General features: G+C 63.2%; 17 protein-coding genes. 15 read left to right on the top strand and 2 right to left on the bottom strand.

Going from position 1 to position 21,186, the window contains the following annotated elements; genetic code table 11:
• Positions 1-267: 267 nt before the first annotated feature.
• From ACV4UY_RS01045 to ACV4UY_RS01000, 10 genes are all read left to right on the top strand, one after another.
• Positions 268-555, top strand: coding sequence for a DUF2312 domain-containing protein (locus tag ACV4UY_RS01045; protein ID WP_491605814.1), 288 nt, complete (start codon positions 268-270; stop codon positions 553-555).
• Between the two features lie 18 nt (positions 556-573).
• Positions 574-2,790, top strand: a complete 2,217-nt coding sequence (gene rlmKL, locus ACV4UY_RS01040) for a bifunctional 23S rRNA (guanine(2069)-N(7))-methyltransferase RlmK/23S rRNA (guanine(2445)-N(2))-methyltransferase RlmL (RefSeq protein WP_491605813.1) — start codon at positions 574-576, stop codon at positions 2,788-2,790.
• 183 nt (positions 2,791-2,973) lie between these two features.
• Complete coding sequence (locus tag ACV4UY_RS01035) at positions 2,974-3,912, top strand: exopolyphosphatase (protein WP_491605812.1); 939 nt, start codon at positions 2,974-2,976, stop codon at positions 3,910-3,912.
• Positions 3,913-4,036: 124 nt separating this feature from the next.
• Positions 4,037-4,645, top strand: coding sequence for a Uma2 family endonuclease (locus ACV4UY_RS01030; RefSeq protein ID WP_491605811.1), 609 nt, complete (start codon positions 4,037-4,039; stop codon positions 4,643-4,645).
• Between the two features lie 205 nt (positions 4,646-4,850).
• Positions 4,851-5,657, top strand: coding sequence for a DUF3108 domain-containing protein (locus tag ACV4UY_RS01025; protein ID WP_491605810.1), 807 nt, complete (start codon positions 4,851-4,853; stop codon positions 5,655-5,657).
• 9 nt (positions 5,658-5,666) lie between these two features.
• Positions 5,667-6,503 carry a 3-deoxy-manno-octulosonate cytidylyltransferase gene (gene kdsB / locus ACV4UY_RS01020; protein ID WP_491605809.1) on the top strand — a complete coding sequence of 279 codons (837 nt, stop codon included), beginning with the start codon at positions 5,667-5,669 and terminating at the stop codon, positions 6,501-6,503.
• Complete coding sequence (queA, locus tag ACV4UY_RS01015) at positions 6,500-7,570, top strand: tRNA preQ1(34) S-adenosylmethionine ribosyltransferase-isomerase QueA (RefSeq protein WP_491605808.1); 1,071 nt, start codon at positions 6,500-6,502, stop codon at positions 7,568-7,570. The genes kdsB and queA overlap by 4 nt, the downstream gene beginning before the upstream one ends.
• A gap of 10 nt (positions 7,571-7,580) precedes the next feature.
• Positions 7,581-8,720: a tRNA guanosine(34) transglycosylase Tgt gene (gene tgt, locus ACV4UY_RS01010; RefSeq protein WP_491605807.1), complete on the top strand. Its 1,140-nt coding sequence runs from the start codon at positions 7,581-7,583 to the stop codon at positions 8,718-8,720.
• Positions 8,711-11,005, top strand: coding sequence for a CHASE4 domain-containing protein (locus ACV4UY_RS01005; RefSeq protein WP_491605806.1), 2,295 nt, complete (start codon positions 8,711-8,713; stop codon positions 11,003-11,005). Before tgt ends, ACV4UY_RS01005 begins: the two co-directional genes overlap by 10 nt.
• 396 nt (positions 11,006-11,401) lie before the next feature.
• Positions 11,402-14,614 (top strand): PAS domain S-box protein, encoded by a 3,213-nt coding sequence (locus ACV4UY_RS01000; protein ID WP_491605805.1) that lies wholly within the window; start codon positions 11,402-11,404, stop codon positions 14,612-14,614.
• A 60-nt stretch (positions 14,615-14,674) separates the two neighbouring features.
• Here ACV4UY_RS01000 and ACV4UY_RS00995 read toward each other — a convergent pair whose 3' ends face one another.
• Entirely contained in the window at positions 14,675-15,562 is an 888-nt protein-coding gene (locus tag ACV4UY_RS00995; RefSeq protein ID WP_491605804.1) for an MBL fold metallo-hydrolase, read from the bottom strand.
• Positions 15,559-16,431, bottom strand: coding sequence for an HDOD domain-containing protein (locus ACV4UY_RS00990; RefSeq protein WP_491605803.1), 873 nt, complete (start codon positions 16,429-16,431; stop codon positions 15,559-15,561). Before ACV4UY_RS00990 ends, ACV4UY_RS00995 begins: the two co-directional genes overlap by 4 nt.
• Positions 16,432-16,842: 411 nt before the next feature.
• Between ACV4UY_RS00990 and yajC the strand changes: the two genes are divergently transcribed.
• From yajC to ACV4UY_RS00965, 5 genes are all read left to right on the top strand, one after another.
• A complete protein-coding gene (gene yajC / locus ACV4UY_RS00985) occupies positions 16,843-17,241 on the top strand; it encodes a preprotein translocase subunit YajC (RefSeq protein WP_491605802.1) in 399 nt (132 codons plus the stop codon).
• A 191-nt stretch (positions 17,242-17,432) separates the two neighbouring features.
• Entirely contained in the window at positions 17,433-19,016 is a 1,584-nt protein-coding gene (secD, locus tag ACV4UY_RS00980) for a protein translocase subunit SecD (RefSeq protein ID WP_491605801.1), read from the top strand.
• Positions 19,017-19,050: 34 nt separating this feature from the next.
• A complete protein-coding gene (secF, locus tag ACV4UY_RS00975) occupies positions 19,051-19,983 on the top strand; it encodes a protein translocase subunit SecF (protein ID WP_491605800.1) in 933 nt (310 codons plus the stop codon).
• 34 nt (positions 19,984-20,017) lie between these two features.
• Positions 20,018-20,398 (top strand): hypothetical protein, encoded by a 381-nt coding sequence (locus ACV4UY_RS00970; protein ID WP_491605799.1) that lies wholly within the window; start codon positions 20,018-20,020, stop codon positions 20,396-20,398.
• Between the two features lie 352 nt (positions 20,399-20,750).
• The gene (locus ACV4UY_RS00965) at positions 20,751-21,122 is read left to right on the top strand and encodes a response regulator (protein ID WP_491605798.1); all 372 of its coding nucleotides are present in this window, start codon (positions 20,751-20,753) and stop codon (positions 21,120-21,122) included.
• Positions 21,123-21,186: the final 64 nt, after the last annotated feature.

Raw genomic sequence — 21,186 nt, 5'->3', positions numbered from 1 at the left:
CATGAATTGCAAATGTTTCTCATTGCGTGCCATGGAACTCCCGAAGGGAGGTTCATGGCACGGGGGGTGAGGGGGTTCTCCCCCCATCATGCAATTTATAGTGTATCAGGGGTTGGTTGAGCAGGCAATCCATGTACTGGGGGATCATCCTCGGATCGTGCGGCGTCCGCGTGGCGCGCCACGGCAGGACTGGTCAAGTGGTATGGATTGGGGCTATGCTGTCGTGTTGGGCTGAATGGAACCGTTTCGAGGTTGGGGAGCGATGCGATGAATTTGAAAGTGGTGGAACAGGGGCAACCGGTGCCGGCGGATGACGTGGGCGGAATCTCCAGCGAGGAGTTGCGGCGCGTGGTCGAGCGGATCGAGCGGCTCGAGGATGAGAAACTCGGCATCGCCGCGGACATCCGGGCCATCTACGCCGAGGCCAAGGCCATGGGATTCGATCCGAAAATCCTTCGCAAGATCATCCGTCTGCGCGCCATGGAGCCGCATCAGATCGAGGAGGAGGAGACTCTGATCGATCTGTACAAGCGCGCCCTGGGCATGCCGTTGTAACATAGGGGTGACCAAATCATGAATCCGGCCTGGATGCGTCTGTTCGCCTCGTCGCCGCGCGGGGTCGAACCTCTGCTCGCCGACGAGTTGCGCCTGGCCGGGGGGCTTCGGGTGCGTCCGTTGACCGCCGGGGTCTCCTTCGAGGGGGATCTGGCGGTGATCGGGCGGGTTTGTCTGCATGCGCGGGTGGCCAGCCGTCTGCTGCTGCCTCTGGCGCGGGTGCCGGCGGATCGGCTCGAGGGGTTTGACGCGGGGTTGCGCGAGATCCCCTGGGAAGATCATCTGCGCGCGGATGGGACGCTGGCGGTGGATTTTTCCGGCACCAACGCCCTCATCCGTCATACCCGCTTCGGGGCCATGAAGGTCAAGGACGCGGTGGTGGATCGCCTGCGGGAGCGGTGCGGGAGCCGTCCGTCGGTGGATTTCGACCGTCCCGACGTGCGCATCCATGCCCGTTTGAGCGAGGAGCGCGGCGTGGACATCGGCATCGACCTCTCCGGCGAGGCGTTGCACCGGCGCGGCTATCGGGTGAATGCCGGTTCCGCCCCATTGAAGGAGAACCTCGCCGCCGCGATCCTGCTTCTGGCCGGCTGGCCCGAGATCGCCCGGAACGGTGGCATGCTGCTGGATCCGATGTGCGGTTCCGGGACCTTTCTGATCGAGGCGGCCTGGATGGCCGGGGACATCGCGCCTGGTTTGGGGCGCGGTCATTTCGGGTTCATGGGGTGGTCGGGATTCGATCCCAACGTCTGGAATCCGCTTCTGGCCGAGGCCCGTGAACGGGCGCGCGCCGGTCGAAGCGCGATTCCGGCGCTGTTGGGGTTCGATCAGGATGGCAAGACCCTCGAAGCGGCCCAGGAGAACGTGGTCCAGGCCGGGGTCGCGGACCGGATCGTCCTGGCGAATCGGGAGCTGGAGCGTCTGGAGCGACCGATCGGGGTGGCGGGTCTGATGGTGGTCAATCCTCCCTACGGCGAGCGGCAGGGGGAGATGGAGCGGTTGGAGCCGCTCTACCGGCTGCTTGGCCAACGGTGGCGCACCCGTCTTGGCGGGTGGAAGGGGGCGGTGCTGACCGCGGCCCCGCGTCTGGCCGATGCCCTGGGGGAGAGGCCGGGGGCGAGCAAGACCCTGTACAACGGTCCCATCGCCTGCCGGTTGCTGCTTCTTGACGCGCCCGCTCCGGCGCGGGTGGAGCGGGATGTCCGGATCGGTCGTCCGGACGATCCCTCCGTTGACATGGATCCGCCGCCCGTGCCCGGGGATCCGGACGCTCCCGGCGCGGTGATGTTCGCCAACCGCTTGAAGAAAAACCGCCGGCGCCTGGATGGCTGGCTCAAGCGCGAGGGGGTGAGCTGCTATCGGTTGTACGATGCCGACATTCCGGAGTACGCCGTGGCGGTGGATGTGTACGGCGCCTGGATCCATCTGCAGGAGTACCGTCCGCCGGCGGGGGTCGATCCCGAGGCGGCGCGGCGTCGGCTTGGCGAGGTGCTGGCGGTGTTGCCCCGTACCTTGGGGGTCGATCCGGACAACATCCACCTCAAGACCCGTCATCGCCAGTCGGCGGGATCGGGCGGACAGTATGGCCGACTCGGAGAGGGGCGCGCCTGGGCCGAGGTGGACGAGGGGGGCTTGACCTTTCTGGTCAACTTCACCGACACTCTGGACGTTGGACTGTTCCTGGACCACGCGCCGTTGCGGCGCATGATCCGCGCGACGGCTTCCGGCAAGCGGTTCTTGAATCTTTTCGGCTACACCGGCAGCGCCACCGTTCACGCGGCGGCGGGCGGGGCCCGTTCCACCCTCACCGTGGATCTCTCCCGTCACTATCTGGAGTGGGCGGGGCGCAATCTGGCCTTGAATGGTTTCACCGGCCTCGATCATCGGTTGGTGCGCGCCGATTGTCTGGAGTGGCTCGCCCAGGCCGCCGAAACGGGTGACGAGGGGAAGTTCGACCTGATCCTGCTCGATCCGCCCACCTTTTCCAATTCGGCGCGCATGCAACGCCCCTTCGAGCTGCAACGCGAACATCCCAACCTGATCACCCAGGCCATCCGCCTGCTCGCTCCGCAAGGCGTGCTTTATTTTTCCAACAACGCGCGTCGTTTTCATCTGGACGCGGATGCCCTGCCCGCCGGACTCCGGATCCAGGAGATCACCCGCCAGACCATTGGCCCCGATTTTGCCAATCACCCCCCCATGCACCATTGTTGGCGATTCACTTGGTTGATGTGAATGGCATGATGCAATTTTTTTTGGTGTTCGCTTTCCGAATCGGAAAAATTGGTATAAAGTTGACCACGCGCGATTTGGAGTGTCGCGCTATGAGTTGTCGTGAAACCTGGCCAGGATGTTGCACGTCCAATCCGGGTCGCGTCAATCGCTCGTGTTGAAGGCATTCGTCTTTGGAGGTGTGGAATGAGTGGCAGGGAAGAGTTTCGTCTGGTGACGCGGAGCGATTTCGATGGCCTCGTGTGCGCGGTGTTGTTGAAAGAGCTGGAATTGATCAACGACATCAAATTCGTGCATCCCAAGGACATGCAGGATGGCAAGATCGCGATCACCGATCGCGACATCACCACCAACCTCCCTTATGTCCAGGGTGTCCATCTGGCCTTCGACCACCACCTCAGCGAAACCATCCGTCGGGGTGGGGAGAGGCCGGACAACCACATCATCCATCCCGATGCCCCTTCGGCGGCGCGGGTGGTGTATGACTACTACGGCGGCGCGGCGACCTTTCCGCGCATCTCCCAGGAGCTGATGGATGCGGTGGACAAGGGCGATGCCGCCCGTTTCAGCCGCGAGGAGATTCTCGACCCCACCGGCTGGGTGTTGATGAACTACCTGATGGATGCCCGCACCGGCCTGGGACGGTTCCGCAGTTTTCGGGTTTCCAACTACCAGCTCATGATGGAGCTGATCGACCATTGCCGCGAAATGCCCATCGAAGAGATCCTGCAACTGCCGGATGTCAAGGAGCGGGTCGATATCTATTTCGAGCACGAGGTCAAGTTCAAGGAGCAGTTGCAACGCTGCTCCAAGGTATACGGCAACCTGGTGATTCTCGATCTGCGCGACGAGGAGACCATCTGGGCCGGCAACCGGTTCATGATCTATGCCCTCTATCCCCAGTGCAACATCTCGATCCATGTGCTGTGGGGATTCCAGAAACAGAACACCGTGTTCGCCATCGGCAAGTCGATCCTGGATCGCACCTCGAAGACCAATGTCGGCGAGCTGGCCTTGAGCTACGGCGGCGGCGGTCACCAGAACGCCGGCACCTGTCAGGTGCCCAACGACCATGCCAACGAGAAGCTCCAGGAGATCATCGCCAAGATCAACGCCGACGGTTGATCTGGACCTGCCGCATCCGCGAGGGGGATCCCCCATCAGGCGGGTTTCAATGGTTGCAAACGCCGCGTTCGGCCCATTCGAGGTCGGGCGTGGCGCCCCCCCTTCTGTCGCCGCATCTCGTGTCATGCTGTTCCGGTTGACCCCGATTCCGAGGAGTTCTGCCCCTGACCGCCATGCTGGCCCTGGACCCGATCTCTATCAACAACTGCTCGATTTGCCCGAGAAGCTGGTCGGGGAGATCATCGACGGCGCCCTTTATACGCAATTCCGCCCGTCGGGGCCGCATGAGGTGAGCGGAGGCGGAATTTTCTCCGATGCCTGCCAACTTTTCCACCGCGGCTCCGGCGGTCCCGGCGGTTGGTGGATCCTGATGGAGCCGGAACTTCACCTCATCCGCGATCGCGAGGTGCTGGTGCCGGATGTGGCTGGCTGGCGGCGCGAGCGCATGCCGAAGATCCCGGCGGATCATCGTTTCGAGGTGGTGCCGGACCGGGTGTGCGAGGTGCTCTCCCCCTCGACGGCGCGCAAGGACCGTCTGCTGAAACTGGCGGTCTATGTCCGTCACGGGGTGGGCTTCTGCTGGCTGGTCGATCCGTTGGCCCGCACCGTCGAGGTGTTCCGTCTGGTGGAGGAACACTGGCTGATCGAGAGGGTGCATGGCGATGCCGACCGCATGCGCGCGGTGCCCTTCGATGCGGTGGAGATGGATCTGGCCTTGTGGTGGGTGGATTGATTTTTTTCGCTGGAGTTCTCTCCGTGACGCCTCTCTCGTCTCTCCCGAGTCGTTTCTGACTTCCCATAATCAAAAAAAACCGTTCCCCTGCGTCCGATCCGTTCAAGAGCGATCCGGGTCATGCTAGGATGATGACTTTGCAAGCGGAAACGCTTGCCAAGGTCGTGGCTTCAAAGAGATCGGGAAACGATCGCGGAAGGGATGCATGAAGCGTGGATTGGTGGGTTCGCTCCTGAGAGGGGGCGTGGTTGGGTTGCTTGTGGCCCTGCCGGGGTTGGCGTGGTCGGGCGGTGCCGGCTCGTCGGTGCTGGGGGGCGTGGCGGGCGAGCGGTTGCGCTACAACATCCACTGGATGGGCGTCCCGGCGGGCAAGGCCTACATGGAGGTTCGACCCGCCAAGGAGGGGCACTATGCCCTGGTTTCGGGGGTCGAGTCGATCGGCATGATCCGCCTGATGTATCCGGTCAAGGACGAGTTGCATTCCGAGGGGGAGCGGACCCCGCACGGGCTTTCGGCGCGCTACTACGCCAAGCATCAGCAGCGGGGGGATCAGAGCCGTCTGATCGAATACCGTTTCGATCGCGAATGGGGCGAGGCGCTGCGCACCCAGGAGGGGGAGGAGCCGATGAGCATCCACGGCGTCACCCCCGGCGTCCATGACATGATGACCGGGTTTTATGCCTTGCGGGCCTGTCCGGAGCTGGCACCGGGCACCGAGGTCTACATTCCCATGCTGGATGGCAAGAAGATCTATCAGGTGGCGGCCAATGTCGGCATGGTGGAACGTCTGACCACCCCGTTGGGTTTTTTCGATGTCATGCCGCTCACCATCATGATCGGCAACTCCGATCTGTTCCGGGTCAAGGGGTCGATCGTCGTCTGGCTGACCCATGACGAACGGCGGTTGCCGGTCCGGGTGGAGAGCCGGCTGGATCTCAAGAGCATCTCGGCGGATCTGATCGGTTACGACGACGGTCGCGGCGAGCGGCGCGAAGCCAGGGAGAGCCGATAGGAGCGTGTCATGACGAAGGGATTCGCGGTGATCATTCCGGCCCGTTTTGCCTCGACCCGTCTGCCGGGCAAGCCCCTGGTGGATCTGGGTGGCAAGCCGATGGTTCAGTGGGTGTGCGAGGCCGCCGCCCGTTCCGCCGCCACGACGGTGCTGGTGGCCACCGATGATGCGCGCATCTTCGACGCGGTGACCGGTTTTGGCGGTCGGGCGGTGATGACCTCCCCGGATCACCCCTCCGGGACCGACCGGGTGGCCGAGGCCGCTTTGGGGGTGATGGAGACGGTGGTCGTCAACGTGCAGGGGGATGAGCCGTTTCTGGATCCGCAGCTGATCGATCGGGTCGCGGCCCCCTTGCTCGACGATCCGTCGTTGCCCATGTCCACGCTGGCCCACCCCTTGACCTCCCCGGACGAGGTGTTCAACCCCAATGTGGTCAAGGTGACCCGCGACCGGCGCGGGGATGCGCTCTATTTCTCCCGCGCGCCGATTCCCTGGGAGCGGGATCGGTTTGGAAACGGAGGCGGGGGGTCGGATTTCACCGCGGGATTCCCGAAGGGAGATCCACGGTTGGAGAGTGAGGGGGGGCTCTCCCCATCCTGCAGGATTGTGCCGGAGGGGATGTTGCGGCATGTGGGATTGTACGGTTTTCGCGCCGATTTTTTGCAACGCTTCGCCACCCTCGAGCCGACCCCGCTGGAGCGGATCGAGAAGCTCGAGCAGTTGCGCGTGCTCGAGCATGGCCACGCCATCCGGGTGGTGGTGGCCGATGTGGCGGCGCGCGGCGGGATCGATTCCCCGGAGGATCTGGAGCAGGCGCGCCGATTCGTGGCCTCGGGGCGCTCATGAGCGGGACGGATGCGCCGCCGGCCCGGGCCTGGCGTTTGAGCGATTTTGATTATCCCCTGCCCGAGGCGTGCATCGCCCAGCGACCGGTCACCCCGCGGGATGCCGCCCGTCTGCTGATCAGTCGTCCGGAAGGGATCGAGGAGGGGCGTTTTTCCGATCTCACCCGGCTGTTGCGCGCCGGGGATCTGCTGGTGCTCAACGACACGCGGGTGATTCCGGCCCGGCTTTTTGGTCACAAGGTCACCGGCGCTCGGGTGGAGATCCTCCTCTCCCGTCCCGTGGCAGAGGGGGAGAACCTCTGGGAGGCGCTGATCCGCGCCAATCGACCGGTGAAGATTGGCGGGGCGATCGAGTTGGGCGAGGGGTTTTCGGCCCGGGTCGAGGGGCGCGAGGAGGGGTGTTTCCGGGTGCGGCTCCACGCCGCCGATGGGGATGTCGAAGGGGCCCTGGCGCGACACGGCACCCTGCCGCTTCCGCCCTACATCACCGGTTCGGATCCTGAAGAGAATCTGGAGCGCTATCAAACCGTCTTCGCGGCCCAACCGGGTGCGGTGGCCGCGCCCACCGCCGGACTCCATTTCACCCCTGCGCTGCTCGAGACGTTGCGCGCCCAGGGGGTGGAGGTGGCCATGGCCACCCTGCATGTGGGACTCGGCACCTTTCAGCCGGTCCGCCACGAAAACCTGGCCGAACACCGCATGCATCGGGAGTTCTTCACCCTTTCCGAGGCGGTGGCGACCCGAATCAACGCCACCCGGTCGGCGGGTGGACGGGTGGTGGCGGTGGGCACCACCGTCACCCGCATGCTCGAATCCGCCGTGGACGCGGCGGGCCGGGTACGCGCCATGAGCGGGGATACCGCGCTTTTCATCCTGCCGGGATACCGCTTCCGGGTGGTGGATCTGCTGATCACCAATTTCCATCTGCCCAAATCCACTCTGTTGATGCTGATCGCGGCCTTCACCGGCAAGAGCCGCCAGGAGCGCGATTACGCTCATGCGGTGGCCTCGGGATACCGATTCTACTCCTACGGCGACGCCAACCTGCTCTTTCCGGATCCGGGATGAAATCTGCTCGATGAAGCGCATCTTCTCCTTCGAACTCCTGCATACCGATCCCTCCGGCGCGCGGCGCGGACGGGTGAACACCCCGCGCGGGGTGATCGAAACCCCGGCCTTCATGCCGGTGGGCACCGCGGCCACGGTGAAGACCGTGGATCCCGAGGAGGTCAAGGCGAGCGGCGCGCAGATTCTGCTGGCCAACACCTACCACCTGTTCCTGCGGCCCGGACACGAGAGTGTCGCCCGATTGGGGGGGCTGCACACCTTCATGGCCTGGGAAAAGCCGATCCTGACCGATTCCGGCGGGTATCAGGTCTTCAGTCTGTCGTCGTTGCGCAAGATCACCGAGGAGGGGGTGGCGTTCCGGTCACATCTGGACGGCTCGGCGCGGTTTCTGAGCCCCGAAATCGCGGTACGTGTCCAGGAACGGCTGGACTCCGACATTCTCATGCAGCTCGACGAGTGCCCCCCCTATCCGGCGCAACGGGACTATCTGGCCCGCTCCATGGAGCTGTCGTTGCGCTGGGCGGCGCGCAGCAAGGCGGCGCGGAGCGACGCGGAGGATGGCCGCGCTCTGTTCGGCATCATGCAGGGGGGCATGGAGCGCGATTTGCGCCAGATCTCCGCGCAAGGGTTGATCGAGATCGGCTTCGACGGCTACGCCCTGGGCGGGCTTTCGGTCGGCGAACCCAAACCCCTCATGGCCGAGGTGCTCTCCTACGCCCCGGAGTTGCTGCCCAGGCAGCAACCCCGCTATCTGATGGGTGTGGGCAAGCCCGAGGATCTGGTCATGGCGGTCGAGCGCGGGGTGGACATGTTCGACTGCGTGCTGCCGACCCGCAATGCCCGCAACGGTCAGCTTTTTACCCGGCGTGGCGCGTTCAACGTCAAGACCGCCCGCTTTCGCGAGGATCCCGGACCTGCGGATCCGGAGTGTCGCTGTCCGGCCTGCCGGCGTTTCAGCCTCGCCTATCTCCACCATCTGTTCCGGGCTCGCGAGATCCTTGGTCACCGTCTGATGACCTTGCATAATCTCCAATATTATCAGGACCTCATGGCCGAGATGCGCCAGGCCGTGGCCACGGACCGCTTTGCGGAGTTCAAACGGAATTTTCATGCCCGGCGCGCGGAGGGGATGGCCGAGCCATGTCCCTGAATGGCAAGCTCCTGCGTGTCGTGCTGCTGGTGGCCGTGTTGTTCATCGGCATCTCCGGGCTGGTGCAGCGGTTCGTGATCTATCCGAGCTTCGAGCGGCTCGACGAGGAGCATGCCCTGGAGAACGGACGGCGCAGCGTGCAGGCCATCCAGCGCGAACTCCACCATCTCGGACTCATGGCCCAGGACTGGGCCTTCTGGGATGACACGTACCGGTTCATCGAGGATCGATATCCGGAGTATCTCTCCAGCAATCTGGCCCCGGAGATTTTCGCCAACGTCCATGTGGATGTGTTGTTCTATTACAACCAGGCCGGGGATGTGGTGTGGGGCCATGTGATCGACGACAAGAAGGAGATCCACGTCTGGCCGGAGTTCCCGGTCAACCGTCCCGATCATCCGTTGCGGAACCATCCCGATCCGCTGGAGGGGCATCGTTCCATTCTGGTCACCGAGCGCGGTCTGTTGCTGGTGGCCACGTTCGCCATCCTCACCAGCGATCGCAAGGGGCCGGCGCGTGGCACCCTGCTGATGGGGCGATTTCTGGACGAGGATCTCGTCAAGACGTTGCGCGAGCAGACCGGCGTGGCGTTTCGGCTTTGGGAGGTGGGCGAGGGGCTTGCGGAACCGGAACGACTGGTGGTCAATCAATTCATGGGGGACGCGAAGAGCAGCCATCTGTTGCGGGTCGAGCCTGTGGTGAGCCACTTCTACACGCTGCTCCCGGATGCCGAGTCCAGGCGAACCATCCTGTTGCGCGCCGATTCCCATCGGGACCATGCCGCGCTCGGGGGACGGACCATCCACTGGGGGCTGGCCTTGCAGTTGAGTTCGGCCATGGTGGTGCTGGTGGTGTTGATGGTTTATCTGCGCCGGATCATCATCCGCCCGATCCGGGCCTTGACCGAGCGGATCGAGGCCGGGGATCTCTCCGGCATGCCGGCGGGCGCGGATGGCGGCGGCTCGCGGGATGAGATCGACATCCTCGGACACTACAAAAACGCCCTGGAGAAGACGATCGACGAGCGCACCCATGAGTTGCGCGTCGCCCGCGACGAGGCGTTGGAGGCGGCGCGGGCCAAGGGGGAGTTCCTGGCCACCATGAGCCACGAAATCCGCACGCCGATGAACGTGATCCTCGGTTTTTCCGAAATCCTCGAGCAGCGTGCCGCCCTGACCGCCGAGGAGCGTTCGTTTCTCTCCGCGATTCGTCAGGCCGGTGGCTCCCTGCTCGGGTTGATCAACGATATCCTCGACCTGGCGCGGGTCGAGTCCGGACGGTTCGAGTTGGAACAGAGCCCTTTTGCCCTGCGGGAGTTGATCGAGGGGGTGCATGGCCTGTTTGTCCGAATGGCGATGGAGAAGGGGTTGGCGATGCAGAGCCGCATCCACCCCAAGGTTGCTCCCTATCTGGTTGGAGACCGGATACGCTTGCGCCAGGTGCTGGTCAATCTGGTGGGCAATGCGCTTAAATTCACCGACAGCGGTCGGATCGTGGTGCGGGTCGCGGAGCTGACCCGTTCGGAACGGACGGTGGTGGTTGATTTCACGGTCGAGGATACCGGGATCGGCATTCCCGAGGAGAAACGGCAGACGATCTACGAGATGTTCACCCAGGTGGACTCCTCGTCCACCCGCCGTCACGGGGGGAGCGGGTTGGGGTTGGCGATCTCGATCCGTCTGGCCGGGATGATGGGTGGGGTGATCTGGTCCGAGGATCAGCCGGATGCGACCGGAACGATTTTCCATTTCGTGGTGCCGTTGCGGATCGATCCCACCGATTACGTGGTGGCGGGCGAGGAGAATGGCTCCTGCCGGCGCGCGGGTCAGGGTGTGCCGATGACCATTCTGCTGGCCGATGTCGTACCGGAGAACCGTCGGCTGCTCGCCACCATCCTGAGCCAGGAGGGGCATCGGGTCGAGGAGGCCCGGAGCGGGCGCGAGGTGCTGGATCGATTGACGCGCGGCGCGCGGTTCGATGCGATTCTCATGGATCTCCAGGAACCGGAAGGGGGCGAGACGATCCGGGCCATCCGTCGCCTCGAGTCGGAGCGGGAGGGGGCGGTCGCCTCGATCATCGTTTTGACCGCGCACGCCTCGAACGGTGCGCGTGAGGGGTGTCGGGTGGCCGGTTGCGATCGGTTCCTGACCAAGCCGATCCGACGCACCCGGTTGCTGGCCGAGATCGACGCGCTGATGGCGGATGACGATCGCATGATTCTTTCTGACCAGGCCGATCCGACGCACCCGGTTGCTGGCCGGGATCGACGCGCGGGTGGCGGATGACGATCGCATGATTCTTTCTGACCAGGCCGATCCGACGCACCCGGTTGCTGGCCGGGATCGACGCGCGGGTGGCGGATGACGATCGCACGATTTGTTCTGATCATGAAACCGAATGATGGGGACTATTTTTGTATTGCTTATGGCGGTATTATCCCATATTATGCTTGAATGGTGACATAACCTTGAAGTTGAAGCAGTTTGTTTCTGTTCCGACAGGAGCGTTCCGGTTGGTTGTTTTCTGCACTTGACCAGGCCCATGGATAACCTTCGCATCTCCCTTCTCGGGATTCGGGCTGACGAGACCTGCTGCCTCGCGCGGCTTGGGGGCGGTGTTGGGTTCGGGCGCGCGTCGGGTGGGGAGATCATGGGCGGCACGCGGCGAGGGAGGAAGATCCGATGAGGGAGCTTCTTCTGGATCGCCGTTACTGGGTGGTGCCGTTCCTTGTCTGGAGCGTTCTGTTGTTCTTTTCCTACAACTGGAACAGCGCCAATCTGGACCGTCAGGGATTGGATCTGGCGGTCAACCAGGGGCGGGTGGTGTTCCAGTTCGTGGAGACGGTCCGTCTCTGGAACGCCCAGCATGGCGGCGTCTACGTGCCGACCACCGGGGAGACCCCGCCCAATCCCTACCTTCCCAACAAACGGGAACTGGTCACCGACGAAGGGATCCATTTCACCCGACTCAATCCCGCCTACATGACCCGGCAGATCGCCGACGTGGCGTTGCAGACCGGTTACATGTCCCTGCACCTCACCAGCTTGAAGCCCATTCGTGCCGAAAACGCGCCGGATGCCTGGGAAACCGAATCGTTGCAGGCTTTCGAGAAGGGGCTGAAAGAGCGGATCGCCCTGCTCGAGGGGGAGTCGATGCGCTTTCGCTTCATGGCCCCCCTGGTGACCCGGGCTGCCTGCCTGGCCTGTCATGCCCAGCAGGGCTATCGCGAAGGGGATGTACGCGGCGGGTTGAGCATCACCTTCTCCGCCGGGGATATCCTCCAGGCCATCACCGATCAGAAACAGCTGGTGTTGACCTACCATCTGGTGGCCTGGCTGCTCTGGTCCGGGATCTCCCTGTTCCTGTTGGTGCAGATGCGCGCGGCGATGCTGCGGCTGCAATCCGATAACGAACGTCAGGAGTCGCTGGTGGCCATCCGCACCGCGGAACTGGTGACCGAGATGCGTCATCGCCAGCACGCCGACGAGCAGTTGCGCACCATCACCGAGGCGTTGCACGATGCCATCGTGTCGGTGAGCGCGGAGGGTCGCATCGTCTTCTGGAATCGCGCCGCCGAGATCATCTTCGGCAGGAGTCGCGCGGAGGTGCTGGGGCAATCGATCGATTTTCTGGTACCGGAGCGGTTTCGCGTCAACCATGGGCACGGCATGGCGCTGATGGGCGCCACCGGGGCGCCCATGTCGTCGGGACGGACCTTCGAGGCTTTCGGATGTCATCGGGATGGCACCGAGTTTCCCATCGAGGTGTCGCTCTCCTCCTGGACCGACAGCGACGGGGCGTTGTTCTTTGCCGCCGTGTTGCGCGATGTCACGGAGCGCAAGCGGGCCGGCGATGCCCTGCGCCGCAGTCGGGAGAATCTCGCCAAGGCCCAGGAGTTGGCCCATTTGGGCAGTTGGGAGTGGGAGATCGAGGCCGATCGGTTGAGCTGGTCCGACGAGGTGTTCCGGATTTTCGGCCTGCGGAGTGGCGATCCGGTGCCCGACTATTCCGCATTCGAGTCTGCCGTCCATCCGGAGGACCGGATCCGGGTGCGCGACGCGGTGGCCCGTTCCCTGGAAGATGCCGAGGTGCCCTATGTGGTCGAGCACCGCATCGTTCGACCGGATGGCACCATCCGCGAGGTGATTGAGGTGGGCGAGGTGCATCGCGATGCCGTGGGGCGTCCGGTGCACATGGTGGGCACGGTACAGGACATCACCGATCGCAAGGCGATCGAGGAGGAGTTGCGCCGCGCCAAGGAGGAGGCCGAGGCCGGCAACCGCGCCAAGAGCGAATTCCTGGCGGTGATGAGCCATGAGATCCGTACCCCGATGAATGCCATCATCGGTTTTTCGGACATGCTGGCCTCGAGCCAACTGGATGCCGAGCAGCGCGAATGGATCAATGGCGTGCTCACCGCCGGACAGGGGTTGGTCGGACTGATCAACGACATGCTCGAGTGGGTGTTGTCGAGCGCCAATGGCGGGGCGCCCGAGGGGTCGGTGTTCGAACTGGAACGGCTGGTGAACGAACTGCTGGCCGCCACGGGTGTCCAGGCCAGGCGGAAGGGGCTCAAGCTCGAGCATCGGGTCGCCACCGAGGTGCCCAACCATGTGCGTGGCGACGAGAAGGCGTTGCGTCTGGTGTTGCGCAATCTGTTGGGCAACGCGGTCAAGTTCACCAGTCAGGGCTGGGTCAAGCTCGAGGTTGCCCTGGAGGACGATCCGGGACGCGGGGCACGCATCGTGCGCTTCGTGGTGCGCGATACCGGCATCGGCATCCCGCCGGACAAGCTGGCGATGATTTTTGCCCCCTTCACGCAACTGGACTCCTCCCACTCGCGCAGGTTCGGCGGCACCGGGTTGGGATTGGCCCTTTGCCGGCGGCTGGTGGAGCGGGCCGGGGGCCGGTTGTGGGTGGAGAGTTGCGAGGGCGAGGGGAGTCTTTTTTCGTTTACCCTGCCGTTGGAGGATGCGCCCCAGGACGAGGCCACCCAGGTTGCCAGGAGCGTCGTGCCGCCGACTCCCGCGCCGGAGGCGATCTCGGCCCCGCAGGTGAGTTTCGGGGCCTTTGGTCCCAATCTGCGCCTGTTGCTGGTCGAGGACGATCCGATCAACCGCAAGGTGATCAGCGTGATGTTGCGCAAGGTGGGTCTGGAGTTCCAGAGCGCCGAGAACGGTGTCGAGGCGTTGGAGAAGTTGCGCGGCAACCGCTTCGATCTGGTGCTGATGGATTGTCAGATGCCGGTGATGGACGGTTTCACCGCCACCCGCGAGTGGCGGCAATGGGAGACGGCGAATGGCCTCGCGCGTCTGCCGATCGTGGCCGTGACTGCCTTTGCGTTGCAAGAGGACAAGGAGCGCTGTTTTGCCTCCGGAATGGACGATTATTTGGCCAAGCCTTTGAACTTCATCGATTTCGAGGCAACTCTGGTCCGCTGGCTTCTGGGTCGGGAGATGGGGTCTGGCGGCGCGGCGCGTCAGGCGGCCAAGCCGGGTGGCGGCGAGAGTCTCGACGCCAAGGTGTTGCGGCAGTTGCGCGAGGTGCTCGGCGAGGATGCGGTGCGTGACGTGGCCAGCTCCTTTGTCGAGGTTCTGCCGGAGCGGTTGGCGGCGATTCGCGAGGCGTTGGCGGGCGGGGATCCGGAGGGTGTCCATCTGGTGACCCATCCGCTGAAGAGCCCGTCACGACAGTTGGGCGCGACCCGGTTCGCGGCGTTGGCCACGGAGTTGGATACCTTGACCCGGCAGGGTTCGTTGCAAGGTGCGGTGGATCTGGTGGCCCGCCTGGAGGAAGAGTCGGTGCGGCTCGCGGCGGTTTTCGAGGTCTTTTTTGGTGCGGGTCGGGGTGAGAAGCGCTTTCTGAGCCGGGTTCCGTCGCGGGATGAGGGGTGAGGCGGGTTCACCCCTCGACCATCCTGGCCGGGTTCCGTCGCGGGATGGGGGGGTTGGGGATCACACCTCGATCACCAGTCCCTCGCGTGCCAGCAGGCATTCCGGATCCCCGGCTTCCCTGGGATGGCGCGTCAGCGCCTCCTGGCAGACCCTTTCCACGGCATCGTCGGAACGGGTCGGCTCGTGATGGGTGAAACAGAGCCGCTTCACCCCGGCCTGACGCGCCAGGGCGATGTTGCCATCGAAGGTGCCGTGTCCCCACCCCTTTTTGGCCGGATAGTCGCTGACGATGTACGACGTATCCGCGATCAGCACGTCCACCCCACGCATGAACGCCACGATCGCCTGATTCCGCTGTTCGATGTGGTCGGCATATTCGGCGTATTCGGGATCTTCCGGCGCGTAGATGTTGTACAGATGCTCGTGATCGCCGGTGAAGACCACGGACTTGCCGTTGCAGTCGATCCGGTAGCCGTAGTTCAACACCGGGTGATTCATCAACAGATTGGTCACCGTGGCATCGGCGACCTGGACGGTTTCCCGTTCCCGCAGGGTGTGGTATTCGATCCGCGCCTTGAGTTCCGCCTCCCGGACCGGGAAATAGCAGTATTGCAACTGGCCGGTCAGCACCTCGCGGATGTCCCGTTGGTCGATGGGGTCGAAGGCGCCGAAGATCTTCAACGTGTTGCCGGGAATGAAGTTGGGGATGAAGAACGGCAGACCCTGGATGTGATCCCAGTGGGTGTGGGTGATGAACAGGTGGGCGGTGATCGGCAACTCCGGAAAGAGGGAGAGGGCCAAGGGGTGGATGCCCGTGCCGGCGTCGAGAATGATCAGGGCGTTCGAGTCGGTGCGAACCTCGATGCAGGTGGTGTTGCCGCCGTGGCGGAGCGTTGTCGGGCCGGGCGTGGCGATGGAACCGCGCACCCCCCAGAATTTGATTTTCATGGCGGTTCGCAGACTGAATCGGCTGGAGTGGCGTTCCAGGCGTTCAAAAAGAGTTGGACCTTGTGCATCTCCGCCGGGATTTCGCCCAGGGAACCGATCAATTCCGGCAGGGTGCCGTCCAGACGGCGCGCTACGCTATTCGGGAGGGTGGTTTCGATGCGGGGATTGCCCGATGCCCCCAGGCCGACGGTTTTGGCGATGATGTTGGCGGCATGCACGCAGTCGGGGAGAGGGGAGTCGGATTCCGGGTCATCCGGAAGGTGGTGGCGTCCCATGGCCAGGGCGCAGTGCGGGGAGAGTCCCCATTTTTGAGCGAGCAATGCGCCCACGCCCAGGTGGTCGAGCTTGAAGAGTTCCCGTTCCGTCTCGTGGAGCGGGCGCTGTCTTTTGATCGTCATGGCCAGGGCTTTTTTGTATCGGGCCGGGAAGAGTCGGTGCAGGACGATCTTGCCGTAGTCGTGGAGCAGACCGGCCATGAAATAGTCGTGCGTCTCCCCCTCGGGCAGGCCGAGGCGGCGCGCCAGTTGCCGGGCGATCAGGCCGACGGCGAAGGCGTGGGAGAGTTGTCCCTCCAGAAACGGGGTGCGCTCCGAGTCGCGACCGAGCATTTCGATCGGGGCGACGGTCAAGGCGAGATTCTTGATGGTGTTGATGCCGACGATCACCACGGCCTGACGAATCGAAACAACCGGTTCGGCGAGTCCGCAACGGGGTGCGTTGATCAGATGCAGGAGTTGTCGGGCCAGAGGTGGATCCTGATCGAGGATGCGCACGATCTCCTTGGGCGGGCAATTGATGTCCGAGGTGAGTTTCAAGATCCGGCAGGCACTCGGCGGAAAGGCGGGCAACACCTCCACGAGTCGCGGCAACTCTTTTTTCGATGGCCCCATGGTGCCCTGCCTGCGGTGTTGGTGGTGCGATCCCGGTCAATTTGGGGCAAATCGGTCCCCAAGGTCAACCCTTTTCATCGGTCGATCCAAGAACAGAGTCAAAGCAAGATTGACACCAAAGTGACCGGAGGATGGGGGACGCGCGGGCAAGACGCGCAAAATCGTGAGGGACGCCTTGCCAAGAGATGGGAATTCTCGTATGTTGGATTGATTTTGTCTGTCGTGGTATCGGGTTGGTTTGGTTTGCGCGCACGGTTTGCGCGGGGGATTCCGATCGGATCCCGATCCTCAGGCAAGGTCGGGTGGCATCCGGGACGATCGATTCAACCGCTCCACGGAAGGCTATGGATTGGTCTGATTTGTTCTGTCAACACGTAACTGGAGAGAACCATGCTTGATTGGTTGATCGCCCCTGCCTATGCGCAGTCTGCCGCCCCCGGACCCGAGGCGGCCATCGGCAACATCGTGTTCATGGTGCTGTTGTTCGGCATCTTCTATTTCCTGCTGATCAGGCCGCAACAAAAGCAGGTGAAACAGCACAAGGAGATGGTCGCCAATCTGCAACGCGGGGATTCGGTGGAGACCCGTGGCGGCTTGATGGGGCGCATCCATCGCGTGGAAGAGGATCACGTCGTGCTGGAGATCGGCGAGATCGAGGTGTCGGCACGCCAGTTCCGTCCGGTGCGGGTCAAGGTGCGGCGCGCGGCGGTCGCGGAGATGGGCGCCAAGGCCGGCGTGCCGATGCCCGAGGAGTCGGCGGAGAAACCGGCGGACAAATCCCAGGAGTGAGGCTTCGGCATCCTTGGATTCTTTCCTGATTTCAGAGGAGGTTTGGTGAGGCCCTTCATGGCATCGCCAAACCTGCACGAATCGAAAGAGTCGATATCGTGCTTCTCAAATGGCTGCGCGATTTGGCGGGCCATGAATGGCTTGCGTCGGCTGTTGGCCTTGGCCAAACAGCCTCTTAGGAGTGACCGGACGTGCGACACTTCCCGCTCTGGAAGACCATCCTCTCCCTGATCGTCGTCGGGGGGGCCATGCTCTACTCCCTGCCCACCCTGATGGGTGGGGTTCCGGCTTGGTGGCCGGGTTGGCTCCCCTCCAAGACGGTCTATCGTGGCCTGGACCTGCAAGGCGGACTCTATCTGCTGCTGCACGTCGAAACCGACAAGGCGGTGGAACAGTCCGCCGAAAATCTCGTGGACGAGGTGCGTCTGTCGATGCGCAAGGCCAAGCTGCGCTATCAGGCCATCAAGCGCGAGGGACGCGATGCCGTGGATCTCAAGCTGCCCGCCGACGTGGCCAAGGCCGATGTCTTGAAGATCATCAAGGAGGATTTCCGCAACTCGGTGGCCGAGGAGACCCCGGATGGGGTGCGTCTGCGCCTTTCGCCGACCGAGGTGACCGATCTCAAGAAATTCGCGGTCGATCAATCGATCCAGACCATCCGTTCGCGTATCGACCAGTTCGGCGTCGCCGAGCCCTCGTTGCAGAAACAGGGCGAGGATCGCATCCTGCTGCAACTTCCCGGCCTCAACGACCCCTCGCGCGCCAAAACCCTGATCGGTCGCACCGCCCGCCTGGAGTTCAAGCTGGTGGACGAGAAGGGCGATCTGGCCGCGGCCCTGGCCGGGAACATCCCGCCGGATGACCAGCTTCTCTACGAGGAGCGCGGACCCCGCAAGGGACAGGCCGCCAGCCGCCAACCCCTGCTGCTGAAAAAACGCACCAACCTCACCGGCGATCTCTTGACCGATGCACGGGTCAATTTCGATCAGTTCGGCGAGGCGCTGGTCTCCATCACCTTCAATCACCAGGGGGCGCGCAAGTTTGCGCAACTCACCGGCGAGCATGTCGGCGAGCGGATGGCCATCGTCCTGGACGACAAGGTTTATTCCGCGCCGGTGCTGCGCGAGAAGATCGAAGGCGGACGCGCCCAGATCACCGGCAACTTCACCATGGAGGAGGCCCACGACCTGGCCATCGTGCTGCGCGCCGGCGCCCTGCCGGCCCCGGTCACCATCCTGGAGGAGCGTACCGTGGGGCCGACCCTGGGCAGCGACTCGATCCGGGAAGGGGTGCTTTCGTCGCTGATCGGCGGATTGATGGTCATTGTTTTCATGGCGGTCTACTACAAGGGGTTGGGGATGCTGGCCAACATCGCCGTGATCTTCAACGTCTTCATCGTCATGGCCGTGCTCGCCGGGCTTCAGGCTGCCCTCACCCTGCCGGGCATCGCCGGCGTGGTGCTGTTGATCGGCATGGCCGTGGATGCCAACGTGCTCATCATCGAACGCATCCGCGAAGAGTTGCGTTTGGGAAAAACCCCCTTCGCCGCCATCGATCAGGGGTACGAGAAGGCCTTCATGACCATCCTCGACTCCCATGTCACCACCCTGGCCACGGCGCTGATCCTGTTTCAGTTCGGCACCGGACCGGTGCGCGGCTTCGCGGTCACGCTGATCATCGGATTGATCTCCTCGCTCTTCACCTCCATCACCCTGACGCGCATGATGCTTTACTACATCCTGCGCAACCGGCGGATCAGGCAGTTGAGTTGCTAGGATCAAACCCACTCACCCTGAAAAGTGACACATCATGGAATTCATCAATCCGAAAATCAACATCGATTTCGTTTCCAAGCGCTACTGGGCTTTCGCGATCTCCGGATTGCTGCTGCTCATCAGTCTCTTCTCCCTGACGACCCGAGGTCTGAACTTCGGACTGGACTTCTCGGGCGGCGCGGTGATGCAGTTGCGCTTTCCCGGTCCGGCTCCGGTCCACGATATCCGCGTGGCCCTGGGCGAGATCGGCCTGGGCGCGGCGGTGATCCAGGAGTTCGGCGCCCCGGAGGAGATCCTGATCCGCATCCATCAGGAGGGACAGGACGGACAGGCCGCCTCGCAGATGGCCCAGAAGATCGTCGATACACTCAATCCCCTGGCCGGCGCCTCGGGCAAGGTGGAACTTCGTCGCGTGGAATTTGTCGGACCTCAAGTGGGGCATGAGCTGACCATCAACGGGATCTGGGCGGTGGTTTACTCCTGGCTCGCCATCCTGGTCTATGTCGGGGTGCGCTTCGAATTCCGCTTTGCCTTTGGCGCCGTGCTGTCGCTGATCCACGACGTGTTTCTGATCCTGGGCTTCTTCGCCTTTACCCAGAAGGAGTTCTCCCTGGTGGTGGTGGCGGCGGTGCTCACCGTGATCGGCTACTCGATCAACGATACCATCGTGGTCTTCGACCGGATCCGCGACGAAACCAAACGGCTGCGCAATCAGCCGCTGGAGGTGATCATCAACGAAGCCACCAACCGCACCCTGGGGCGTACCATCAACGTCTCCCTGACCGTGGTTCTGGTGCTGCTGGCGCTCTATTTTTATGGCGGGGAGGTGATCCACGACTTCGCCGTGGCCCTGCTGCTGGGCGTGGTGATTGGAACCTGGTCGTCGATTTACGTGGCCAGCCCGACCGTGCTGGTCTTCGAACACTGGAAACTGGCCAGGCAGGCCAAGGCCAAGGTCGGGAGTTGATCTCCATTCCTGGTATTGGAACAAGGATGAGAGCATGAGCAACGAGCAGGGCTCCGAGCAGTCGGACGATTATCATCTGCGGTTTCAGATCGCCACGCCGGAGTTCAGCGCCGAGCAGGATCGCCAGCATGCTGAGGCCATGGAGTTGCTGCGGGCGGCCCTCGACGCCGGAGGCAAGTGGGATGGGGCCACCAGGGCCGTCAAGATCCCGGCTGGTCCGTTTCGGGAGTTGGTGCTGGCGGATTTCCTGAAAGTGCTTCTGGCGGAACGCCATTTTCAGGGCGGTGGACGACTCAAGGAGATCGCCCGCGAGATCGGGGCGCCGATGGCGTTGCTGGTCGCGATGAAAGAGGAGATGCTTCGCGAGGTGAGCGACTCGGCGCAAGAGGCCTATCGGATGACGCGTCAATCGTGACAGGCTGTCCGCAATCTCCAGACCGCTATCAAGGGTCCAGGGGGATTATCCCCCTGGTGGGATCCAAGGGCAAAGCCCTTGGGACTTTGCTTTTGACTTGAGCGCGCGCTTCTCAAGGAAGCATTTTTCGCGTCTTTTGCGAAAAACGCGTCGCGCGCAGTCTTCGCGAGCTTCGTTTTCGCCTTTTACCGTGGAACTCCCGTAAGGGAGGTCCACGGTTGGGGGTTGAGGGGGTTCTCCCCCCATCAGGCAAGTTTGGAAACGAAGCTCGTATTTTGTACGATGGCCTTGCGGGAAACGACGCATCTTAAAATAGAAGCGGTTTAATCATTTAAGAAAAAAGGAATTTTTTATGGCACGTATCCTGGTGATCGACGATGATGCCTCCATCCGCGCCCTGCTGCGCGAGATCTTGACCGAGGAGGGGCACGAGATCGAGGAGTCCCCGGACGGTCGCGCCGGTCTGCGCCGTTTCAAACAGTACCTCCCGGATCTGGTCATGACCGACATCCTGATGCCGGAAAAGGATGGGGTGGAGCTGATCATGGAGTTGAAGGAGGTCTCCCCCACCATTCGCATCATCGCCATGTCCGGTGGTGGTCGTGGCCTGGATGCGGCCTTCAATCTGCGCATGGCCCAGGATTTCGGGGCCACCCGTCTGCTGGTCAAACCCTTTGGACGCAGCCAGGCCCTGGAAGTGGTCAACGAGGCCCTGGCGTTGTGACCCGGATTCGGCACCGCCCATGAGCCTGAACACCGATTCCCGTTCGCGGGGGGATGATCGGCTC

Source organism: Candidatus Magnetaquiglobus sp. (assembly GCF_058402785.1).
Note: the sequence above shows the minus strand (reverse complement) of the source record. Positions and strands in the feature narration are given on the sequence as shown.